Origin of the sequence: Paenibacillus sp. NPDC056579 (genome assembly GCF_042793215.1) — a bacterium.
Taxonomy (GTDB): Bacteria; Bacillota; Bacilli; order Paenibacillales; family NBRC-103111; genus Paenibacillus_S.
Map to the genome: position 1 here is coordinate 1 of NZ_JBHTVD010000028.1, position 5,592 is coordinate 5,592.

Below are 5,592 nucleotides of genomic sequence, written 5' to 3' on the forward strand. Positions count from 1 at the left end.
GGATATTTCGTTTATATGTAGAACTTTAATACATTACGTAATTTTCTTTGCACCGGAAGGGGTTAATCTTTATGAATGGAAATGTTATTACCGTCCTATCTACTAAAGGAGGGGTCGGCAAATCAACGCTGGCTCGCTTCATTGCAATTGTCGCAAATGAACAAGGGAAAAGGGTATGTATTATCGATACTTGCCAAAACTCTTCAATAGCAACAGGTTTCTTAAAAGATAGAGATTCTTTTCAACATAGTGCTTATGATTGGTTAATTGGGGAAGCGAAGCCTTCAGAGGTTATCCAACAATACGAGAATACCAATATCTATTACATACCGTCAGACGAGCGCATTGATGATTATGAAGACTGGGTATCCAGAAAAGTAACGAAACCTAAACAGTTAGAAGTGTTAAAAACGAAGATTGAACCATTAAAACAAATATTTGATTTGATTATTGTGGATACTCATCCCAGTGAAAATTCCGATATCGTAAACTATTCAATTGCTGCTTCAGATTACTGCGTTATCCCAGTGGAGATTGATCTGGATGCAAAGCTTGCCGCGAAGCGTTGTATTGAAATCATTGAAGATTATCAGAGTGCAGGATATAAGATTGATTATGGATTAGTCTGGAATAAGGTTGAAGTTACAAAAGGAAAAGCCAAAATTCAGTTAAAGAATATGAAAGACGAACTTGTCAAATATGGTATCATGGAGAGCAAGTTTGTCGGAGAGATCAGATATTCAACAACAGTTTCAACCTCCAAAAATGAAGGTATCATGCTTAATGCTATTGATAATAAATACACAATGAATGTAATGAACGATATAAGAAAAGTAAGTAATACTATCTTTGATAAGATAGTGGAGGGAGTACACAATGAACAAGCCGTCACCTATTGATCTTGATAAACTGGATAAATTAGATAGCAGTGTCCATATTGATCAGGACTCAATTGATAATAAATCAAGAAGAAGCGTGTTAACAAAATACTCAGAAGTGGAAGAAGATCAACCAAAAGCAAAGAGAACAAAAAAAGTGAAACCTGTTAGTTTCTCCATTTCGTTTGAGTTGGACCAGAAAATTGATAAATTCTGTGAAAGTAAATACATGAAAAAATCTACATTTGCAGTCCTTGCTTTTGAAGAATACCTTCATAAACGACTAAAGGAAGATGACATCTAGAATCTAATTAATGGGGAGTAGTGTTATGAAGTACTGGTAATCATGTTCGGTATTTGAGCTGCTTTAGTTATTACATAGTCCGGTTATATAAATAGTACGTGACGAATTTTTACTGGACTTGATGGTCTTCTAATTGAAATTTTTGAAACGATTCAAGGGGGAAATCAGCTTCGCTGAGATTGACGAAGTTGATCTATCCCCCAGCTCATTAAAAGAAAATCGATCTGAGGGCAAATGACAGACGATATCGGATCGATAATTATGGTGTCTGTCACGAAAATAGTGGAAGTTAGTAACACATATAGTTTTATTAAAATTATAAGTGTTATTAAAATTACTAAGTTTGTTATAATTAATAAACATTCTCTAGTGCAGTATATTTAAAAGTACACTACCATTATCAAATTTAATTTAATAAGTTTATCAAAATTACTATATTTATTAATTTTATTATTTTTGATAATTTTAATATGTTTACTAAGTTTATGAATTTTAATAAAGTTATCTTATTGGTAGAGCGTCCCAATTAGAGAAAGCCACACAAAAGGGATTCATTTCATTACACTATGTCCTTCGTAAGTAATTTAGTAGTATAATTACTTAGAAGAGGCATCATAAGCTGCAGAGAAAAAACAGAATTTTTCTATAAGTTACTTCTACTGATAAGTTTATCTTGAATATTAAAGTATTTAACTCCCTTTCACGTGGCAGTTAAAAAAAGATGAAATGGGTGAGAGCGGATGAGTAAAGCGATTCTGAACTTTATAGATAAACACGCACCGACCCTTTTACAGTTCAAAAAGAATGTTCAAATGAGATTCAATAATGATTTTTTTGTTGAATCGGAATTTGAAACGGAACTTCAGATGCGAAGTGAAATGCTGATCGGTAAAAAAATCTACGAACTTAAGCGTACTGCAATAAAGTTGGAATCAGAGAAGAATGAAATTTCAAAGCAAATGCTTTTCAGCAGAGCACGTGGAGAACAAGTAGATCCTGAACTACAGGAACTAGAAGAGCTTTTAGATACCAAAATACGATTATTAGAAAAAGCAATCGAACTAAAACAACAATATCAACGCCAACCTACATATGAAGTAGATCGAAATTTCTTAGATCATCCACTATTCTCCGCTACAACGCCAAACGAAAAGACCTTAAATGAGCTTCGTACAAAAGATGGTATCATTGAGATTCGTAAAGAAGGCTTCCGCCGCTTATTTTATCGCAATGAAAATGGGAATCTTTTAACTACTTACGATTTAAAGGTTTTTGTGGGGCTGTTCAAATTGTGGGGGGATAAGGGCAGAAATGCTACCTTCGAATTTACTTTTAACGAATTGGCCAATGTTCTTTATGCTGAAAAATCAGGGGGAGAATATGGTCTTTTCGAAAAGTCACTAAATAATCTAGCTCAGACTTCCATCATCATGGAGGAATATTTTAATCCCAAAACGGGGAAGCGAACGAGAACTGTAACACATAATCCGATTTCCACTGCAATTGTCGATGGGCAAGAATACTATGCAAAAATCGAATTCAGTAATTACTTGCATGATAGTCTTGAAGCTGGGAATGTTGTTGTGATTTCAATGGCGCTATTTAATGACTTGGCTTCACCAACATCTAAAAACCTCTATCTTACAATAACAAACAGAATTAAGGACGAGGAATTTAGTATGGATTTGGATACATTGATTCAACACATTGGATTACATGGGAACACCAGATACAAGTGTGTGCAAACGATAAAGGAAAGCTTTCAGGAACTTAAAGATTTTGGATTTCTAAGTGATTTCGAAGTGATCAAGCGGGGAAACTTAGACAAAAGAGTTGTTTTTACCCCTAGTAACTGGGCCAAAGAAGTTTATGGACAAAATCTTTCATTAGCTGCACTTGAAGTATCCGCTGCGGGCGTTGAAGATCACAATTGATCTTCAACACCCGCTTTTATATTTATTCTAAGCAAACAAGCCTCTGTACTCCGTTAGATCCACAAATTTCAAAAATATTTTTTGATATTCCTAGCCTCTGTACTCCGTTAACCTAGCCTCTGCACTCCATTCAACTAGCCTCTGTACTCCGTACAAGCCTCTGTACTCCATCAGTATATCCTCTGTACTCCATTCAACTAGCCTCTGTACTCCGTGCAAGCCTCTGTACTCCATTGAACCATCCTCTGCGCTCCATAAACCTAGCCTCTGTACTCTGATTGCCAACCTCTAGGTTTATTTGCTATTGTCGAATAGAGAATAATTTTGGAAATGTATACTAAAACAAAGAAATCCCCGCGCCAACGGAGATTTCTTTGATAAAGTACGTGATTAAAACTTTTCTTCTGATGTACCAGCGCCAACTGGGACAATTGCTGAGTGTTTGCCGAGAGCCAAAAAATACTGCAATCCTGTGCCAACAGGTTACAGTAATATCCAAGCCTTATTTCGAAAAAATACGAAATAGAGGTCTTCTTAAATTTTGGCTTCTTTAACTATGCAAGTTAATTATATAAGACAGAATGGTATACGTAAAGCAATAAAGCTAGAAATTATAATAAAATTTTCGGTCTGGAAGGGAGGTCGACACATGGGTAAGAGTACAACTAGTGCACTCTTAAATAATCATTCCTATTTAATGCTCAAGAATAGACATACAGATGTTACCCATGCAGTTTCTGTCGATCATACCTTCCTTACAGATATATTCAACCTCGAAAAATCTTATGCTAGCGATAATGTAATTATGTTCCGCCGTAATAGTCATCCAATCCGAAAATATCACGTTACTGAAATGTCTCTTCGCGTCATGATGACCATTTCACGCAGGTTTAATACCCAAGGCACGTTAACGGGGGTACCTATACATCGTTTGTTCCAGCTTATGAACGATGAATATGAAGAATTGGGTTCGAAAGAACAGTTTTATGCTGAGATCCAAAAATTTATGGATCTTGGTCTACTATCTGTCTCTCAAGATGGGCTAATTACGGAGTGGAAAATTGAATCCTTTAAGCGAGAGACCGGCAGATTTGTTTTGTTTAATCCGCTAGTCTTCACAAAGGCATTTACACAATTACCTGTAGCTGCACAAAAACTGTATCTCTACATCGTCTCCCGAAACGGCGATAAAATAAACAAAGAGTTTAAAGAGTTTTTCGGGGGAAATTCCTGGATCAACACCCTCACTCATAAATCGCGGCCATGCCAAATCCGAAAGTTACTAGAATTACTCTCCGCATTAGAACCAGTTCAAGGTCATCGACTTTTTCTTAAAAGTTCTGTAGAAAAAGATTCTTTGGGCCGCTGGTTTATAAGCTGTGTTCTTAACCCCACATATCTGATCAAACAAGAGAAAGGGAAACAATATCGCCTTGTGCCAAAGGCTAAAATTCCTTACACTCGGACGGTTACTAGGTTACGAACACTTTTTCATTATTATAAAATAGGGGATATTGAACATATCGAAAATGGACGTGTCTTTTTACGGCTTGCTCAACTCCTACATAACGAAAGCTTAAAAACACTTCGGTTTGTAGCCATGCGAATCCGAGAAATGTATGAACGAAACGGTTTGTTCTTAGATGACCTAGTTCATGCAATAAAAGTAGAACTGCAGGATAGAACCTACATAACATTCATGGATATAGTAAAAGACACTGGAGTATATCGCTACTTAGGAATGGGAGAAGGAGGAGCCTTAGACGACGTTAGACCCCTTCAATTTTATCGAGCTGTAAAAGATAGGTTCACAATCAGTGAGTTTAAATCGATATGTAAGAAGGCCCTTCCGCTTCTCCGTGAAAAATATGGGGATCAACTGAATAATGAGATAATTTTCGCCTATCATCCGATAAGACCAGGAATGCCAATCCATTATGATTCATTTTACTTGGAAGACTTCCTAAATGAATTGAAATCTGAAATGGATAGTGTTCTAACGGCTTAGCTCCCTGCAGTTTAAGGGGGCCATTTGTGCTGCAAGTGGGTAAAAAATCAATATACGGATTTCTATGTAGTAGAATCAAATTCCCCAACTCTAACTCCGTTTTTTACACATAAAGCGTACTTAGTTTGATATTCTGTAAAGTACCTGCAGAATATTATTTGTACCAATGTTAATAATTCAGAAAAAACGTCCAAAAAATATGCATTTTATCCATCTGTGGATATTTTTTAAGACGACAAATTGTTGATTGTGTATAACTTCTTGGGATAAGTAGATCTTATTCTAATGATAATTTCGTACTGAATAAAATTTCTGGATTCTTAACGATTCTCTCAGTTTGTCTGATATTATTTCAAAAAAAAAGCTCGAGTCTGAAAATTTATACACAGGATACTTGGAGATCCTTATGATTACTCACTTTTCTGTTCACAGATTCACGTCTAAAAGATTTTATTATAATAGATACTT

Annotated in this window: 4 protein-coding genes; all 4 read left to right on the top strand. The window is 35.7% G+C overall.

What is annotated here, in order from left to right; genetic code table 11:
• Positions 1 to 71 precede the first annotated feature (71 nt).
• The 4 genes from ACFQ88_RS39385 (at position 72) to ACFQ88_RS39400 (ending at position 5,124) form a co-directional block, all read left to right on the top strand.
• Positions 72 to 899, top strand: a complete 828-nt coding sequence (locus ACFQ88_RS39385) for a ParA family protein (RefSeq protein WP_379463392.1) — start codon at positions 72 to 74, stop codon at positions 897 to 899.
• Entirely contained in the window at positions 877 to 1,182 is a 306-nt protein-coding gene (locus ACFQ88_RS39390) for a hypothetical protein (RefSeq protein WP_379463394.1), read from the top strand. The genes ACFQ88_RS39385 and ACFQ88_RS39390 overlap by 23 nt, the downstream gene beginning before the upstream one ends.
• Positions 1,183 to 1,922: 740 nt before the next feature.
• Positions 1,923 to 3,116, top strand: a complete 1,194-nt coding sequence (locus ACFQ88_RS39395; RefSeq protein ID WP_379463396.1) for a hypothetical protein — start codon at positions 1,923 to 1,925, stop codon at positions 3,114 to 3,116.
• A 649-nt stretch (positions 3,117 to 3,765) separates the two neighbouring features.
• A complete protein-coding gene (locus ACFQ88_RS39400) occupies positions 3,766 to 5,124 on the top strand; it encodes a hypothetical protein (protein ID WP_379463398.1) in 1,359 nt (452 codons plus the stop codon).
• The last annotated feature ends 468 nt before the right edge of the window (positions 5,125 to 5,592 follow it).

Excerpts from the sequence above, each read along its gene's own strand:
- ACFQ88_RS39385 (WP_379463392.1), top strand. The coding sequence starts at position 72 with ATGAATGGAAATGTTATTACCGTCCTATCTACTAAAGGAGGGGTCGGC.
- ACFQ88_RS39390 (WP_379463394.1), top strand. The coding sequence starts at position 877 with ATGAACAAGCCGTCACCTATTGATCTTGATAAACTGGATAAATTAGAT.
- ACFQ88_RS39395 (WP_379463396.1), top strand. The coding sequence starts at position 1,923 with ATGAGTAAAGCGATTCTGAACTTTATAGATAAACACGCACCGACCCTT.
- ACFQ88_RS39400 (WP_379463398.1), top strand. The coding sequence starts at position 3,766 with ATGGGTAAGAGTACAACTAGTGCACTCTTAAATAATCATTCCTATTTA.